General features: G+C 58.3%; 12 protein-coding genes and 1 pseudogene. 7 read left to right on the top strand and 6 right to left on the bottom strand.

Annotated features, from left to right (window positions below):
- The 4 genes from AWB69_RS37675 (at position 1) to AWB69_RS37660 (ending at position 4,078) form a co-directional block, all read left to right on the top strand.
- On the top strand, positions 1-1,359 hold the full coding sequence (locus AWB69_RS37675; protein WP_062091867.1) for an acyl-CoA thioester hydrolase/BAAT C-terminal domain-containing protein: 1,359 nt from the start codon (positions 1-3) through the stop codon (positions 1,357-1,359).
- Positions 1,356-1,880, top strand: a complete 525-nt coding sequence (locus tag AWB69_RS50965; protein WP_062091866.1) for a CMD domain protein — start codon at positions 1,356-1,358, stop codon at positions 1,878-1,880. Before AWB69_RS37675 ends, AWB69_RS50965 begins: the two co-directional genes overlap by 4 nt.
- Positions 1,877-2,455: a peroxidase-related enzyme gene (locus tag AWB69_RS37665; protein ID WP_062091865.1), complete on the top strand. Its 579-nt coding sequence runs from the start codon at positions 1,877-1,879 to the stop codon at positions 2,453-2,455. Before AWB69_RS50965 ends, AWB69_RS37665 begins: the two co-directional genes overlap by 4 nt.
- 270 nt (positions 2,456-2,725) lie before the next feature.
- Positions 2,726-4,078, top strand: coding sequence for a TAXI family TRAP transporter solute-binding subunit (locus AWB69_RS37660; RefSeq protein WP_062091864.1), 1,353 nt, complete (start codon positions 2,726-2,728; stop codon positions 4,076-4,078).
- Between the two features lie 93 nt (positions 4,079-4,171).
- Here the strand turns inward: AWB69_RS37660 and AWB69_RS46400 are convergent, their stop codons facing one another.
- Positions 4,172-4,957, bottom strand: a complete 786-nt coding sequence (locus tag AWB69_RS46400) for an SDR family oxidoreductase (protein WP_075644060.1) — start codon at positions 4,955-4,957, stop codon at positions 4,172-4,174.
- Positions 4,958-5,013: 56 nt separating this feature from the next.
- On the opposite strand from AWB69_RS46400, the gene AWB69_RS37650 reads away from it, so the two are divergent.
- Positions 5,014-5,319 carry a hypothetical protein gene (locus AWB69_RS37650; protein WP_062091863.1) on the top strand — a complete coding sequence of 102 codons (306 nt, stop codon included), beginning with the start codon at positions 5,014-5,016 and terminating at the stop codon, positions 5,317-5,319.
- Positions 5,320-5,882: 563 nt separating this feature from the next.
- On the opposite strand, the gene AWB69_RS37645 is transcribed toward AWB69_RS37650, so the two are convergent.
- From AWB69_RS37645 to AWB69_RS37625, 4 genes and pseudogenes are all read right to left on the bottom strand, one after another.
- Complete coding sequence (locus AWB69_RS37645; RefSeq protein ID WP_062091862.1) at positions 5,883-7,076, bottom strand: IS91 family transposase; 1,194 nt, start codon at positions 7,074-7,076, stop codon at positions 5,883-5,885.
- A 6-nt stretch (positions 7,077-7,082) separates the two neighbouring features.
- Positions 7,083-7,940: pseudogene (locus AWB69_RS37640) on the bottom strand (tyrosine-type recombinase/integrase).
- Positions 7,941-8,765: 825 nt separating this feature from the next.
- On the bottom strand, positions 8,766-10,334 hold the full coding sequence (locus AWB69_RS37630; RefSeq protein WP_062091861.1) for a galactose oxidase-like domain-containing protein: 1,569 nt from the start codon (positions 10,332-10,334) through the stop codon (positions 8,766-8,768).
- 81 nt (positions 10,335-10,415) lie between these two features.
- Positions 10,416-11,006 carry an SCO family protein gene (locus AWB69_RS37625; protein WP_062091860.1) on the bottom strand — a complete coding sequence of 197 codons (591 nt, stop codon included), beginning with the start codon at positions 11,004-11,006 and terminating at the stop codon, positions 10,416-10,418.
- A gap of 2,699 nt (positions 11,007-13,705) precedes the next feature.
- Between AWB69_RS37625 and AWB69_RS37605 the strand changes: the two genes are divergently transcribed.
- Both AWB69_RS37605 and AWB69_RS37600 read left to right on the top strand, forming a co-directional pair.
- On the top strand, positions 13,706-14,125 hold the full coding sequence (locus tag AWB69_RS37605; RefSeq protein WP_062091856.1) for a hypothetical protein: 420 nt from the start codon (positions 13,706-13,708) through the stop codon (positions 14,123-14,125).
- Positions 14,126-14,352: 227 nt separating this feature from the next.
- Entirely contained in the window at positions 14,353-14,622 is a 270-nt protein-coding gene (locus AWB69_RS37600) for a hypothetical protein (protein ID WP_156529112.1), read from the top strand.
- Between the two features lie 163 nt (positions 14,623-14,785).
- On the opposite strand, the gene AWB69_RS37595 is transcribed toward AWB69_RS37600, so the two are convergent.
- Positions 14,786-15,181 (bottom strand): nuclear transport factor 2 family protein, encoded by a 396-nt coding sequence (locus tag AWB69_RS37595; protein ID WP_062091854.1) that lies wholly within the window; start codon positions 15,179-15,181, stop codon positions 14,786-14,788.
- Positions 15,182-15,349: the final 168 nt, after the last annotated feature.

Here is a 15,349-nt window from a genome sequence, read left to right as displayed (position 1 = left end):
ATGATCGACATCACAGCTACACCGGGCGATGATCTGATCGACGTTACGCGGCGCATCGCGGTGACCGGCGCGCGCGCGGGCACATTGCTGACCCTTCGCACACAGACGGTACGCGGCGCAGGCACGGTCTGGACGAGCCGTGCGGTCTTCCGTGCCGATGACCAGGGCGTCATCGATCTTTCCCGCGATGCGCCGGTGAAAGGCGACTACAGCGGTGTATCGGCGATGGGACTCATCTGGTCGCAGGTTCCCGTTGAAGCGGGCAAACGCGAGGTGTTTCCCGCCGACGTCTCCAAGGCGTTGTCGACCTGCATCGAAGTCATTGGTGAAGACGGGCAGGTACTGAGCGCCACGCTGCTGAACCAGCGGCTGATGGCGCCCGGTGTGCAACGGCGCGACATGCGCGTTGATGGCTGTGTCGGCACGCTGTTCCTGCCTGCAGCACCCGGCCCCCATCCTGTCGTGCTCATACTGAACGGGTCGGGCGGCGGCATCAACGAACCGCGTGGCGCGCTTTACGCATCGCGTGGGTATGCCGCCCTCGCGCTCGGTTACTTCAAGACACCGGGGCTGTCCGACTACATCTCCAATACGCCGCTCGAATACTTTCGCCGCGCGCTTGACTGGATCGCGCGCGAGTTGCAACCGGCGTCTGGCTTCATTGCGGTGAGCGGACAATCACGCGGCGGCGAACTCGCGTTGCTGCTCGGCGCAACCTATCCGGATCGCATCAAGGCGGTGATTGGTTACGTGCCCGGCGCGGTCGTTCACAGCGCGCAGAACGCCGCCGACCCGGCGACAGGCCGCGAAGGTCCGACCTGGCTGCTCGACGGCAAGCCGCTGCCGCACCTGTGGGAAAACAACCGCACGGCGAGCTGGAAGCCCTTCGACGAAGGCCCGCCGCCGCATCGTCACGAACGCGCGATCCGGACTGCGTTGCTCGACAAGGAAGCGGTCGAACGAGCGCGGATTCGCGTCGAAAATACGGATGGACCGGTGCTGCTGCTCTCCGCTACCGACGACGGTTCGTGGCCCTCCTCCGACTACTCACGCATGGTCGTGGAGCGGCTTGAACGGGAGAAGCATGCGTACCCGGTGCGCCATCTCGACTTCGATAACGCCGGCCACGCGATTGTGTTTCCGTATGTTCCGACCACACAACTCGTGTATGCGCATCCTGTTTCCGGTCGCATCAGCACGGGCGGCGGCGAACCCGCAGCGAACGCACGCGCCGATGAATCATCGTGGCGCGAAGTGCTGGCTTTTCTCCACGCCGCCGTCCATTCCCGCGCATCAAAAAGCGCTGGCGGCTCTGCTGGTAACTCTGCCGGCGACTCTTTCAGGCAGGAGCATTCATGACAGACACCTACGATCTCAGCACCGATATTGTTGACCGGATTGCCGGCCTCACACCCGGTTCACCGGCTTACGCAACACGACATAAACGCGACAAGGTGGCCGCCGCGACCCAGCGCAGCTACGAAGCGCTCTTCGATCCCGCGCTGCCGGATTTGTCGCTGAGCGACCGCTTGCTGGTGGCGTTGTATGCGTGCACGTTGTCGAATGCCCCTGCATTAGCGACTCATTATGCGGAACGGCTTGCTTCGATCAATGCGGACCGTGCGGTGATCGACCAGATCGCACAAGGCTCGATCGACGCTCAGGAACCTCGCTTGCGCGCGATGCTTGCCTTCACGCGCACGCTGATCGAGTCTCCCATAGACGGCGATAAAACCGCACTGGAACGCCTGCCTGCCGCCGGCATTCCGACGCCGGCCGTGGTCGCCCTCGCGCAGTTGATCGCCTTTCTTTCCTATCAGATTCGCCTGACGGCCGGTTTGCGCGCGCTGCAGGTCCTGAATGCAACGGAGGCAGCATGAGCCGGGTAATTGAAGCGCATGGCTTCACGAATCGCGTGCTGGGATGGGACGCGTGGCTTGACGTGGTGGAACTCGCCGATGCCTCCCCCGAGCAGATCAGCGTGCTCGAAGAGAGCCATCCGAAGGCGAAGGTATCCGACTACTACCTGTTCCTCGTGCATCAGCCGGAAATCCTGCGGCAGCGCTCGGCCGCCTTCAACGCAATCATGTATGCACCGGGCGGCTTGCCGCGCGCGGAGCGGGAACTGGCGTCGACCGTCGTTTCGCGGGTCAACGGCTGCGTGTATTGCGCGTCGGTGCATGCACAGCGGTTCGAGCAACTGGCGAAACGCGACGACGTGATCGAACAGGTTTTCAACGATCCGGCTACTGCGGGAACGTCACCGCGCGAGAAGGCGATCGTGCTGGCGTCGATCGACCTGACGCTCAAGCCGGGCCAGGTTGAGCCGGCACAGTTGCAAGCGCTGCGCGATGTGGGTTTGAGCGACGACGAGATCCTCGACCTGATTCATTCCATTGCCATCTTCGCGTGGGCCAACCGCCTGATGCTCAATCTTGGCGAACCGGTTGGATGAGCGGGCCGGGGGCGTTGCGCAGATCGACCGGCGCTTTGGCGCGGGCCGGATTTATAGCGAGGAATAATCGTCGCCAGGGCGCTGGCCCGGTCCGGCGTTTCTCCCTCGCCCTCCGGGGGTTCCCCTATAAACTCTGCACCAGGTCAGGTGTGCCCCGGCGCGGGTATTCTGCGGGTATTCTTTAAGGCACAGGCATGGCTCCGCTTGAGCACTGCCTGACCACGGCTTGATGTCATTCCTAAAAGTGTGAGGCTTTTCCCACGTGGTCTCATGAAACAATATCGCCCGCGTCCCCCGCGTTTTCCGCGCGACCACTCTCATGTGGCCTGGCGCGATCTGTCGTTGACGTCGGCCCCCTTCGCGCTGCTGTTCATCGTGATGATCGGGCTGATCGTGTGGCTGGCGGACCCCGCTCCCCCAAGAACCATCACGATCAGCGCGGGCCCTCAAGACAGTTCGCTACTGGATACCGCCGAGCGCTATAAAAAAATCCTGGCGCGCAACGGTGTCACCCTCAACGTGCTCCAATCCGATGGTTCGGTCCAGAACCTGCAACGGCTGATGGACCCCAAGAGCCATGTCGATCTTGCGCTGGTGCAAGGGGGCGTGTCGGATGCGGCGGCCAGGGCGTCGCTCATATCGCTTGGGAGCGTCTTTTACGTTCCCCTTGTGGTGTTTTATCGCGGCAAGGGAATGACACAGTTGTCGGACCTGGAGGGCAAGAAGATAGCGATAGGCCGCGAGGGCAGCGGCACCCGCCGGCTGTCGCTCAACCTGCTCGAGGCCAACGGCATAGCGCCGGGTGGAGTCACGCAACTGGTGCCGCTCGACGGCATGGACGCGGCGAAGCAGCTGGTAGCGGGGAACGTGGATGCCGCGCTGTTCAATGGCGACTCGACCACACGCGGGCTGATGCTCAGGCTGCTGGGCATACCGGGCATCTCCGTGATGGATTTCTCGGAAGCGAGCGCTTATACACGGCTCTTCCCGTATCTGGACGAAATCGACCTGCCAACGGGCGTGCTCGATCTCCGGCGGAAAATTCCGCCGCAGACCTTGCGCCTGATCGGCCCGACCGTCGAGATCCTCGCGCGGCAGAGCTTGCACCCGGCCATTTCGGATCTGGTCATTGAAGCCGCCCAGGAAGTCCACGGAATGCCCGGGCTGCTGCAAAACGCCGGGCAATTCCCCAGTCCGATCGCTCGCGAATACCCGATCAGCGAAGAGGCCACGCGCTATTACAAGTCGGGCAAGAGTTTCCTCTACCGCATCCTGCCCTTCTGGCTCGCGAGCATTGCAGACCGGATACTCGTTCTGCTGCTGCCCGTCGCCGTGCTGCTGATCCCGGCCTTGCGGCTGATTCCGGCGTTGTACGCATGGCGGGTGAGATCGCGGATCTACCGGTATTACGGCGCGTTGATCGCGATAGAACGCAGCGTGCTTGTCAGCTCGACAGAAGAAGAGCGAAAGGCGCTCATAGCGGATCTCGATGAGATCGAGCAATCACTGAATACCTTGCGGATGCCGCTGGCGCATGCGGACACATTTTATGTCCTTCGCGAACATGTCGGGTTCGTGCGTGCGCATCTGGGCGAAGCGTCCCGGCAGAAGGTGCACGAGTAGAGGTTTGCTCTCATTCGCGCCGTGGAGGGGCGGCCGCATCGGTCGGAGAACAGTCCGGGAACGGTCATACAACAGCATCCCCTTGCCTCGAGGTTACTCCACAGGGAGAGTGGCTGGAACGCGCATCCGGTACAAGCAGACTGCCTGTATCGCAAAAGTGCAGAGAATCGCGCCACCGTAAGCGGCAGGCAGGTTCAACTTCGTCAAAGTCAGGCCTGGCACATAGAAAAACGCGGCAAAGCGCGGAAGTGCCACCACCACGCCGCGCATCAATTGCTGCGTAGCTGCGGGGCCAATCATGCGATGCGTGAAGACTGCAAGGATGATCACCATGAACGGGAACGACGCGAGCACGCCGCTCGCTTCAGGCCCGACGTAAGGCGCGATCAGCGTCACGCCGATCACGAGGCCGGCAATGAGCACCATACGCAAGGGCAAATCCCACCACGGCGGATCGAGCTTGCCGTTTCGGGTTGCCTTGTTGGGGATGAGTTTTGCAAGGTGAGCCCCTGTAATGTAAGAGGCTTCATCGGAAAACAGGAAGCATACAGCGGTGGCAACTTCCTCCGCACATCCAACGCGACGCATTGGAATGCCACGGTCGACAACTGCCTGCGCTCCTTCCGGATGACCCTGGGTCATCCCGGTGTCGATCACACCGGGTTGCAGTTCGTTGATACGGATGCCGCAGGCAGCGCACTCGATGGCAGCAGTCTGCGTCAGGCCACGAATCGCATGCCTGGCCGTCGAACAGGCAGCGTCAGCTCTGGTTGAGAGCTTCCGTGTCTCCTGGGAACGCTGGTGCGTGGAACGCTCAGCAAGGCATGTGAACGCGCCCAATTGATCTTTGCTGGTTTGTTGAATAGCGACAGCCAACAACTCGTAAAGCTCCTATGCTTGAAGAGTCCATCCGGACACAATCAAGGAGGAAGACCATGCGCATGCTTCTCAACATACGAATACCTCACGAGCCATTCAACTCTTTTGTGCGCGACGGCACCATTGGAGAGTTAATGGAGCGGATTCTCGCGGAGATGAAACCGGAAGCCGCCTACTTTACCTCGGAAAACGGAACACGCGGAGCAATCCTTATCGTGGACCTTGAGGAGCCGTCGCAGATTCCAAAATTCGCGGAACCATGGTTTCTTTCGTTCAATGCCGACTGCGAGTTTCGCGTGGTCATGGTGGCTGATGACCTCAAGAAAGCTGGATTCGAAGCGCTTGGCTCGAAGTGGAAATAGAGAGCGCGGCATGGCGTGTGAGTGCTGACAGCATGCCGTGCAGCTGACTACTTCGGTCGACCTGCTCAGTTGGCCGCTTGCCCCCGACAAGCAGTCCCCGCCCTCTTCCGTCGGGATGGCTTGCAGAGAAGCATGAGGTCTCATCTGAGTTCGACCACTCGAACCGCGTCCTTGTACCTCTACCCTGCGCCGGTTCCAAACCGCTTGCCGTGATAACCCAGAGAATTGTTAGCGGAACGGAAACGGCTCGTTCGCCTTGCCTGCGGCCAACTCATCGCGCCGTTTCCGTTCCGCTAACAATTCGTTGAGCTAAACCGCTCCACTCGTGGTGGCTATGGGAATTGAATCGGTGTGCCGATGGTTGTCACGATCGGATGGGGAAATCGAAGCGTGGACAAGGCAGGGTGTGGGTGCACGATTGGGCAAGACCGTGCGGCCGCGGTGGTCAGCGAACAGGTTACGCCGCCCGTGGAAGGCAGGCTGGGACCGCCGCGGACATGCGCGTCCAGCCGACCCCGTGAGGACGTGCCGGTTCCGGCCTGCCAGCGGTAGCGATTCGGGCTTCATGGGTAGTTCGGAGGTGCCCGGGGTGACGCGCCAGGCAGGAGGCATTCGACGCAGACCATGTGACCGTGTCTGCAGACCGGACAGTCGCGCAGCGATCGGCCGGTCAACTGCGCGTAACGGTCGCGGTAATCAGGTCTGGGCGTCATCCGGATTTCGGCAGACGGTACGCCAAGCAGGCGCCGGCACGCGGCAATACGGGTCGCGCGCAACCGGTTGCTAAGCAGCCCGTAGTGGCGAATCCGTTGCAGCCCGTGCGGCAGTACATGCAGCAGGAAGCGGCGCAGGAACTCGTGAGCGTGCAGGCGCATTGCACGTGGCCTACCTGGATGACGATAGTCCTTCCAGCGAAACGTCACATACTCGTCGGTCAGACTGAGCAGGCGGTGGTTGGAGATCGCGACGCGGTGCGTGTAGCGGCCGAGATAGTCGAGCACCTGCTGCGGACCGCCGAACGGCTCCTTGGCATAGACGACCCACTCGGTATGACGCGGGCCCGACAGATAGCGGGCAAATTCGCCTGGCTCTGACAGATGGGCCAGTGATGCGAAGAAACCCAGTGCACCGGCATCGAATGCGTGTTGCAACCGTTCGAGAAACAGTCGCCGGAACAGGCGCGAGAGCACCCGCACGGGCAGGAAAAAACCTGGCCGGCAGGCCACCCAGCGCGTGCCGTCGGCAGCAAGGCCCCCGCCAGGGACCACGCAGTGCAGATGCGGGTGGTGCACCAGATTCTGTCCCCAGGTGTGCAGGAGCGCGATGAAGCCGATCGTGGCGCCAAGGTGCCTTGGATCCGCGGCGATCGTCTGCAGCGTTTCGGCGGTTGCCTGAAACAGGATGTCGTAGACGGTGCGCTTGTTCTGGAATGCAATGGCCGAGATCTCCTGCGGCACGGTGAACACCACGTGGAAGTACGGGACGGGCAGCAGGTCCGCCTGACGGTGGTCGAGCCATTCTGCTCGGGCGAGCGACTGGCACTTCGGGCAGTGCCGGTTGCCACACGAGTTGTAGGCGATGCGCTGGTGTCCACAGGCGTCGCACTGCTCGACGTGACCGCCCAGGGCTGCTGTGCGGCACTGCTCAATGGCGCGCATGACACGACACTGCTCACGGTCGAGCGAATCGGCGTGCAGATGCCGGTATGCGGGGCCGTGACGGTGCAGGATGTCCGCCAGCTCCAGCGGGGACTTCATCGCGGCTCAGACGTGGTCAACTGGCGGCTCGGGTGAAGTCTGCGAGGTGCCTGGAGGTAGCCGGTCGAATGGGCTGGTCGTCGCGCAGATCGTGCTGGTCGAGACCTTCAGGTAGCGCGCCGTCGTGGCCAGGCTGCGATGTCCCATCAGCAACTGGATCATGCGCACATCGGTGCCGGATTCGAGCAGGTGCGTCGCAAACGCATGGCGCAACGAGTGCGGTGTGATGGGCTTGCTGATGCCGGCACGGCGGCGAGCGTCCTGGCATGCCTGTCGTACCACGTCGGCGCCCACGGGTTGATCCGGGAAGCGGCCGGGAAACAGCCAGTACTGGGGCCGGCCGATGCATCAGTAACTGCGCAGGATCTGCAGCAGCCGCGGCGAGAGCATCACGTAGCGGTCGGCGTGCCCCTTGCCCTGTTCGACACGCTGCATCATGCGCCGGCTATCGATATCGCTGACCTTCAGCCGGGTGGCCTCCGAGATGCGCAGGCCCGCGGCGTAGGCTGCCATCAGCACGGTACGATGCTTGACGCTACGGATCGCTTCAAGGAACTGGGTGACCTCCTCCTGACTGAGGATCACCGGCAGCCTGCTTGGTCTCCTTGATCTGGGGATCTCTTCGACGGACCAGTTGCGCTTGAGTGTGACGTTGTACAGGAAGCGCAGCGCCGCGGTGGCCACCACCAGCGTGCTCGATGAGCGTCGCTGGACTTCAATCAGGTGCACCTGCCAGGCGCGCACCTCCTCCGGGCCCATCAGGTCCGGGGAACGACCGAAGTGCTCGGCAAAGGCATGCACCTGCTGGAGATAGGCGCGCCGCGTATTGGCGGCGAGGTTGCGCACGCGCATATCCTCGATCATGCGTCGACGTAGGGGTGTCATGGTGGACTCCGCTCAGAAGGGACGAGGCAGCAAACTGCACTGCAATCGTCCCACTCGAGGGGAGACACTCCATGAACGGTATCGAAGACGCCGCCGCCGGCCGACCACCTGCTACCGCGTCAGCGGTTTCGTTCAACTCATATTAACGTCTTAGCCAACGAAGGCGGACTGCTCGCTCTCAGAGTCTTCTCCGCTCCGCAACGTCAACGGAAACATAAGATAACCTGAATTGAAGGGGCTATGTCCGCTCCAACCCTCGCGTCACACCCCTTTCTTATGGAAGAGCTTATTTTTCGGCTGCAGGTATTGTCACTTGACTCGGTGTGCGGCTTGCCGCGCACCACGTCAAGCGCACGAAGCGCTATGGGGCCGTGACGAAGCTCCAAAGCGCTGCGCATTCTGTATCGCTTAAAGCGTATTGCGGCATCGCTTTTTTCAGAACGATTCCTGTCGGATCAACGCCGACATTCAAGACCCGGCAGAACGAGCTTAGGTTGTAGCGACTCGGCGGGCCGCCGCGACGGCGTGTATCGCTGAGCAGGTACCGGCTTGTCAAGGGGGGTGCAAAAGACGCTGCGTTGTCCGCGTGGTCATGGCAATTGATACACCGGGCAGCAATGTCAGGCAGCATGCGGTTGTCATCGCGTAAGTGCGCTACCAGCGCGCGCTGCCCGTTAAAAAGCTGATATCCCAAGTCCATGGATCGACATGAATCCGCGCCATTTGCCGCGGGTTTGACAACAACCAAAAATAGGGCCGTCATCACGTGTATTGTGAAGGCGGCCCGATTTAAGGCGCGCGCCATTAGTGGATTCGAATAGTGCTTGAGACGCTCGGTACTCCGTTCGCGTCGAGAGCGAATAACATGTAGTAGCCGGGCACGGCGACTCCGGAATCGCCCGGAATATTCAACACATATTGGCCTGCCCTGCTCGCGCTAAAGCTTAACGGAACGCGTCGCTGCTCGTTGTTGAGCGAATGAGTTACCGACGATAGGCGCATCAGCGCGAAGGCGCTAACCGTCCTGTCGGTGCTCACAGAGATCGACGCGCCGAGACTCGCGCTCGTGGGGGCCGACAAGATCTTAGGGCGTGACGCTGGTGAACCGTCCGGATTGAGAAGATATGGCGGCGTCAGTATTTCGACGTTAGTGTGGTTGGTCGAACATCCCCCGCACAACCCCCCACCACCGCTTAAAACGCGCCCGTCCGGCAAAAGCAGCGCGATACTGTGATAAGTGCGCGGCACAGCTTGGGCCGCAAGCGGCCTGAACGTTTCAGTCGCGGGGCTCCAGATCTCTGGCGTCAGAATCGCATTGTCGTCAGAGAAAGGCTGGGGATAGGTTTGACCGCCAACCACGACGACTTCGCCGCTCGGTAACGCAACGCTGTTGGCAAACGCACGCTGATAGCTCATTGGAGCTATTGTGCGCGTGTTCGCCGCTCCGCTGCTGATATCTATTAATGTCGCGTTCGACGTCGCGTAGGCGTTTTCGTAGCTAGGCGCACCACCGACCGCGAGGATTTTGCGGACGTCATACATGACCGCGTTGCCGGTCATCGCGTCATTGTCAGCCCCTCGATTTACCGACGTCGACATGCTGCCGGTGCCTGCGGTGCCAATCCATTGCATGGCTCGACTCGGTCCAGCGTGGAAAACCAGGCCGTTGGAATCCGCGAACAACCACATGTGGTTGTCCGCACGATATATTCCTGCGGCATCGTTCGTTACGTCAGGGTCGCCCCAGTTGGCAGTTACCACAGTATTCTCTTTCCAGCCCGAATTACTCCACGTTTCTCCGCTCTTGCCTCCTTGCCCACCGTTCCATGAGCCCCCCAATACAAACACATCACCGTTGCTCAGTGTCACGCTGCCATGATAGGCCCGAGCAATGTTCATCTGTTTCTGGGATGTCCACTGTCCTGAGGCGGGGTTAAAATCACTGACCTTCGCGCTACTCGATCCACCCGTCACAAAAATATCACCGTTGGGCAGATTTGCGATTCCCGGACAGAACATGTCGTGGCCGATATTGGTGACAAACGCCTGCGTGCTCGTTCCCGTCGTCGGATCAAAGATCGCAGTATAGGTGCCCCCATTGTTCTGATGCTTGCTCAAATTCACTTCGCCGCCAGTAAAATCTAGCGGACTATCAGCCGACCAGACTAGCACCTTTCCATTCGGTAGATTAGCCGCTGCTACCGGCACTAGCGGCAAAGAAATCGGTGCAGACCACTGCGACGGCGGCACGGTCTGCGCTGTTACATCCCTGCACGTTGCAATTAACATCGACCCGAGGACTATCAGGGCCAAAGCTTTTGTGGCCGTTTCTGATGACTTGGGATTGCTTGTTGGAAATCGGTTTCGTTTCATCGCGACGCCCCTTTTTCCGGGTTACGTGATATAGCTGGTGTGATTAGCAACTCTTGGTTAAGCGAATCACTTCGAACGCATTCAAACTCCGAGTGCGCCAAGAACATCACAAACTTCTTCGACTCGTGGAAAATCAGCGCTGCGCCAGCGCAACATCGCGTTGTGATCGAAGCAATAGACTTGTGTCGAATGGTCGGCGATGTTGCTCGGCAGCGATGCGCGCCCCGCCAACTCCGCTCGTGTTCGGTCGACGGCATCTGGAGCCAGTGTGACCGCGTCCCATCCCGGACCGGCATTGAAACGCGCGAGCCATTCGCGCAACGCGGACGGTACATCGCCAAATGGGTCGATTCCAATGGACAGCAAGCGGATTGGATAGCGTGTACGGGCTTGCAGCATCCGGTCTTGAACGGCGCCGAATAGCGCTCCCTGAAGGGGGCAAACCGAACTGCAACCCGTGTAAATTGTCTGCACCGCAGTGACGCCTTCACGCAACAACTCTTCGAGCGGTCGGGTCGTGCCAGTTTGGTCGACTACCGAAACATCGGTGAGGCGGACCGGCGGCCTGACCGGCCCCATGTTTCCATGCTGGGCATAAACTTTCGGCGATACCGCCGCCGTCACGGCTAAAGCCGTTGCGCGTAATATCTTCCGTCGCGTCAAAGCGGTCATGTCACCACCCTTGAAGTGCCGTCTCGCGCCCTACACTAGCTTGTATAATAGTAGGATGTTTCGATAAGCTAAGCATTGCAGCCGACCTAAGTGCGACGCCATACGGAACAAATTGCGGATGCAGGCACTTGACGAGGAACTGCGGCTGCTCATTCTGGAGTGCGACGCGACTCGCTTGCTTTCTCATAGCAACCTCCTTCTTGTCCCATACCCCAGTGAACCGACGTTCGTACCTTCGCGTTCGGTATTTATCAATAACTTGGGGCGATGGTTGAGCGAACGCTACCAAGTGCACTTGCACCACACGCACATTAAACTATAGCGATGCTTTCTTTCATATGCGCTTCAACGACGAGGTCTGCTGAATAATCGCGAATGACGAATGTTCGCAAGATGTAAGTAGGCGTGTGCGAACGCTGTCTCGACGGTGAATTATGTCAGCCGGAATCGAAGCCGCCAAACGGGGGCTCGGGAGAGGATTTCGAAGGACCGCTATCGGCGGAATCGGAGGTCTGTCGCGGGTCGAGAGTTCGCATCCGCTGGCAGTGAAACACGACATTTGCGGTCGCAAGAGTCCGAATGGCAGAAAAGCAATCTGAAGCTGCCTCGGGAACGAGGACGCCTGAATGTCAGGAAAGGCCGATGAAGGAGCATTCGTTTTTGACAATCCGATGGCCGGTTACGGAGCAAAGCTGACGCCTGAACGTCAGACCGACGACGCATGTGAACGGCGGGTTGTGGCCGCGTGCTGCCCGACGCGTCGGGCTCAAATCGACCGCCGTGTGAAAACGCAAAACGACTTGGTTTTCAGGTGTCGCGAAGCCGATGTAACGCGATTTGAAGGGTCGATTTTTTCAAACGTCACATTCGGGGTGCGTTTTCACACGACCCGCAAGAGACAGCCGCGGATGCTGGTAGCGGCCGTTCAAAGCACTTCGCCGCGTGGCTTCGGTCGGAAGGTTCAAAGTTGTTGCTAGCCGGCGCGTTATCGTCTCGACTTAATCGAAATAACCGAACGCTTTGACGAGAAGCTCAGCAAGCTCAAAAAATATTTTGAGTGCCATAAGAATTAAATCGCGATCATCGTCGCAGACGCGGGGGGAACCGAGTCATTCCGATGGTGTGACGGTAGCACCAGTACGATCAAGGCAATTCAGTGAGCCTAGAAGATCTATCGTTCAAAAATGCGACATGTGCGTCAGGCAAAGACATCGGCCTTTCTCAAGGCGTGGCATCGCGCGGGCCTCCTGAAATTCTTCGGGTTGCTATTCTTCGCTTAAGTTAAGATTAAAGAAAGTTGTTGCTACGCCGTTATTGCAAGAACCACTTACTTCAATATCTGGCAATGTATACAGCGTCCCGTCCGGAAATGCCGCCGCAAATCAAGATCGTCTTAGTTGCCGTATGGCTTCAATTCATACTTGGCGGCGTTGTTTGCCTCGCTCTTTTCCGATCCGTTCATACGGACAGCGTCCGTAACGTTCTCGAGTTCTTTGTCGGGCTTGTACTTCTATTTCAGATTTTCGTAAATTATCGCTTGGCTACGAGGTCCCGCTGGGCTTACAAATACGTTTTGATCTGCACATGTATCGGCGTTGCCAGATTTTTATGGGGGGTTGCGATGAATCAGAACATCCCCCCTGTTGGATATTTTGGGTTTGCCCTGAGTGCCGGTGTCATCTTGTTTCTTCTCACGCCTCAGAGCAAAGAGTTCTACAAACGGCGCGGTTAGCCACTGTCGTCCCGCTAACAGCGGCGTTTGGAGGTGAGGTTTCTAGCCGGCTCAGAGTATCGAAATTGTTGCTCAAGCGTCAGGTACTGCCGTTCATTTCCAGGTCCCGGCTTTCACAGCGTGCTGTTTCAGCGGTGATATGTATCTCCGAAAATAGGTTAACTGATAACATTGAAAGCAAGGATAAGGTTCGTTGGTTTTGGCATAAGTAGCTTACTTGCATTAACTACTTTTGTCGTCTTATATCTCTTTAATCGCTCTTCGACAGTGGCGTTAAAAGCTTTGCCGACGATTGCAATGCTTAGCGCTATAACGTTTATCATTCAACTCGTAAGATTGATCCGCTTTAATAGGCTCGATCCATAATAGGCTTCTGAGATATAAATCTCATATGAATAATATTGCGACACGAATAAAGATTGCGTTGCTTCTCATCGTGGTTTCTGGAATGAGTTTATATTTTCGGCATGTCTATTTAAAGCAAAGCTACATTAACACGACCCACAATACAGTGATTCGAGCTAGTGATCCAGAAATATTCGATCGCATGACCGATCTTAATGTGTATTTTTCGGTCATAACTGCATGCCCAGCAATATGGCTGATATTATCTGCGGCTCGTATGGTCATTAAGAGAATGAAATAACTATTGGCGTACACGGCACTTTTCATTTGCGCGCCACGAATATATATCGGCGCACACTATTCAACAGACGTGATCGCAGGGGCACTGCTCGCGCAGTGTCGGCAATCTAGTCGGCGTTGTCGAACGTCCCAAACTGGCCGCACAGAGACGAATAACCAACGCCGCTTGACGCCGGCCGTCGACCAGCACCGTACTTCCGCAGCCAACCCTGAACCGCCCTTCATATTTTCGGAAAGCGGCCGTTGAGCAGAGACAGCTCGTTTATATGGATGCCACGCGAGCCACAACCTTATAAAAGTCACCTGCCAGGGCGTAAAAGCTATGAACCGTGTGTCGAGTATTGTTTTCCTGGGGGCTGCGCTGATATACATGCTGTTTATTGACGTGCATTGCACCCCGCATGACACGTATTTTTGGGGCAATCCCGCGGTATGGTGGATGCCCCAGGTTTTCGCATTATGCGTCGCGCTTTTGTTCAAACCACCGCTTGGGTTGCTTGGCGGCGTAGCCCTTGCCTATGGAACATTCGCTCTGTTCGCACATGTGTGGGGCAATTTAATGATGGGCTGGGCTGGTTACTGGATCTGCATGCTTGGGGCCTGTACCGGCGTCGTCGTCGCTGCGATCAGGGCAATGATCCGCACCACACCGCGCGCCGAAATCGCCGCAATAGATGGCTTCTGCTTCGTCGGTGCGGGGGTTGCGATCAATGCGTTGATCTTGCGGCTTTTGTTTTACTGATCGCACGCGTCGCAAAGCCCAAGAGTCTCCACATTTCCGCGGCGGCAAATCTAGTGTTGACGATTCAAACTAGCGCGCCGACCGACCGGTTGGTGGCCGGCTAATGCCCCCTGCAATTGCGGCCCGGACTAACCAGGACATATCCCGAATCGTTTGCAGGAGCACGCTCGCAGTGTCCCGTCTATGGAACAATGCACAAGCTTTTAATTCATCATCCGAGGTTCGCGATGGACCGGAAAGACGAAAATAAGATCGGCGCGGTCGAAAGAGCTTCGCTGGACATTTTGGCCGTCGGTGCCGGAATCGTGCTCGCCTTCGTCATTTGGGACATGACCTTTAACTTGCTCATGTATCACAGCCTCACCGAGCCAAGGCATCTCCCCGAGCGAGCCGACTTGGGCGGCGGATTTGCGTTGTTAATTACCCTCCCCGAGCTGTTTATACTTTTACCGGTATGCGTTGTATCGATCGTTTCGCTCCTTCGAAAACTGAGATAGCAGCCGGTCGCAGTCGACAATTCCCCGCTCCAACGGTCAGAAGTATCTCGATACGTAAGGAAGATCTCGATTGCCAACAATGTTTCCAGTGGCGATGGAGGGCCGTAGTTGGCCGGTTCGCGGCGGTGGTCTAACCGGCACAACGCCGGCTATACGCGGTCACCTACTCGATGCGCTCGACAAGATGCGCACGATTGGCGGGGGCCGCATATGACTCCGGCCAATATTCAACGATGCGAGTGATTTTGCCGGCTTCGACTGAGAAAAACGATACGGCTCGCGCGGTCATAGATCCATCGGTAACCGTCACATCGGATACTGCTTTACTAACCGTGTTGGCCACGACTCTGTTCACTGCGAAGCGCCACGGACCCTGCGCAGGGTACTCCGAGTTCATCTGTGCGAACCGCGCGGCACCACGGATGCGTTCGTTCGACTGAGGCCATTCAAGGATAAATTGCTCACCTAACACCGCCTGCACGGATGCAAAGTCGTTTGAACCCATGAGCGTCCAAAACTCACAGACGAGCACCGAGATATCGTTAGTGTCTTCTGTCATGGTTGCTGCGTTCGGCAAATTGAAGGACGTGTGATTCGAGATTGTCAGCGATTCCGCCGCCCGTGTCGAACGTCTCCTGTTGGCCCGTTTCTGTCTGAAGCGGTCGGCTCAGTTCGACCCAGTGCGGTCTTCCGCGGGGGCGGGGTTGACCGCCGGAAACCGGACGTT

Source organism: Caballeronia udeis, from assembly GCF_001544555.2.
Taxonomy (GTDB): domain Bacteria; phylum Pseudomonadota; class Gammaproteobacteria; order Burkholderiales; family Burkholderiaceae; genus Caballeronia; species Caballeronia udeis.
The sequence above is the reverse complement of the archived record's forward strand: the minus strand, read 5'-3'. Positions and strand labels throughout refer to the sequence as shown.

Bases quoted from the DNA above. Each gene is read 5' to 3' on its own strand.
- AWB69_RS37675 (WP_062091867.1), top strand. From the start codon at position 1: ATGATCGACATCACAGCTACACCGGGCGATGATCTGATCGACGTTACG.
- AWB69_RS50965 (WP_062091866.1), top strand. From the start codon at position 1,356: ATGACAGACACCTACGATCTCAGCACCGATATTGTTGACCGGATTGCC.
- AWB69_RS37665 (WP_062091865.1), top strand. From the start codon at position 1,877: ATGAGCCGGGTAATTGAAGCGCATGGCTTCACGAATCGCGTGCTGGGA.
- AWB69_RS37660 (WP_062091864.1), top strand. From the start codon at position 2,726: ATGAAACAATATCGCCCGCGTCCCCCGCGTTTTCCGCGCGACCACTCT.
- AWB69_RS37650 (WP_062091863.1), top strand. From the start codon at position 5,014: ATGCGCATGCTTCTCAACATACGAATACCTCACGAGCCATTCAACTCT.
- AWB69_RS37645 (WP_062091862.1), bottom strand. From the start codon at position 7,076: ATGAAGTCCCCGCTGGAGCTGGCGGACATCCTGCACCGTCACGGCCCC.
- AWB69_RS37630 (WP_062091861.1), bottom strand. From the start codon at position 10,334: ATGAAACGAAACCGATTTCCAACAAGCAATCCCAAGTCATCAGAAACG.
- AWB69_RS37625 (WP_062091860.1), bottom strand. From the start codon at position 11,006: ATGACCGCTTTGACGCGACGGAAGATATTACGCGCAACGGCTTTAGCC.
- AWB69_RS37605 (WP_062091856.1), top strand. From the start codon at position 13,706: ATGAACCGTGTGTCGAGTATTGTTTTCCTGGGGGCTGCGCTGATATAC.
- AWB69_RS37600 (WP_156529112.1), top strand. From the start codon at position 14,353: ATGGACCGGAAAGACGAAAATAAGATCGGCGCGGTCGAAAGAGCTTCG.
- AWB69_RS37595 (WP_062091854.1), bottom strand. From the start codon at position 15,181: ATGACAGAAGACACTAACGATATCTCGGTGCTCGTCTGTGAGTTTTGG.